Source organism: Bartonella sp. MR168JLCBS, from assembly GCF_042194175.1.
Genome location: NZ_JBHIMP010000311.1, coordinates 1 through 771 on the forward strand (window position 1 = coordinate 1; position 771 = coordinate 771).

Here is a 771-nt window from a genome sequence, read left to right on the forward strand (position 1 = left end):
TTTTGCTTCTTATATACGCTTTATTATTATAAACGCTTTATTAACAAACAATTTCTAACTCAGCAAACCAAAAAGAGATTTCTGTTTTTGCAGTTTCAGCGCTATCTGAACCATGGACAGAATTTTCGCTAATCGACAAAGCATGCACTTTACGAATTGTTCCTTCCTGTGCATCTGCAGGATTTGTAGCACCCATCACTTCACGATTTTTAGCTATTGCATTTTCTCCTTCTAAAACCTGTACAAGTGTTGGACCAGAAGACATAAACTCAACCAATTCACTAAAAAATGGTCGTTCTCTATGAACAGCATAAAACCTTTCAGCTTCACGCCGGTTCATCCACACACGTTTAGATGCAACAACACGCAAACCCGCATCTTCAAGCATTTTTGTAATTGCTCCTGTCAAATTACGACGCGTTGCATCCGGTTTAATCATTGAAAAAGTACGTTCTACAGCCATTTGACCACCTTTATTTTATCAATATTATATGGCTGTTCTATAGCGAGCAAGAAGCATCTTGCAAGTGACTATGAGAAAATCCACACCCATTTTCAAAACTGGACACCTGATCATAGAGCGAATTTCAATAAAAAGAGAAATGCCAGTGATATCTGATCTCATCATAAGAAAGCTAAATTTATTTGCACAACCCGAAGCACTCCTCTCTCCAATTGCTATTTTCATAGGAAAAACACAACACGCAGCAACGTATATAGTTTTTCTGAAAAGCCCTCTTTCCTCAAAAAAATACTGCCCTGTGAACTGCG

General features: G+C 37.9%; 2 protein-coding genes. One reads left to right on the top strand and one right to left on the bottom strand.

What is annotated here, in order from left to right; translation table 11 throughout:
- Positions 1 to 40: 40 nt before the first annotated feature.
- On the bottom strand, positions 41 to 463 hold the full coding sequence (ndk, locus tag ACFIK8_RS11095; RefSeq protein ID WP_375669459.1) for a nucleoside-diphosphate kinase: 423 nt from the start codon (positions 461 to 463) through the stop codon (positions 41 to 43).
- A 64-nt stretch (positions 464 to 527) separates the two neighbouring features.
- On the opposite strand from ndk, the gene ACFIK8_RS11100 reads away from it, so the two are divergent.
- A partial coding sequence (locus ACFIK8_RS11100; RefSeq protein ID WP_375669460.1) for a hypothetical protein occupies positions 528 to 771 on the top strand: 244 nt, incomplete at its 3' end.

Bases quoted from the DNA above. Each gene is read 5' to 3' on its own strand.
- ndk (WP_375669459.1), bottom strand. From the start codon at position 463: ATGGCTGTAGAACGTACTTTTTCAATGATTAAACCGGATGCAACGCGT.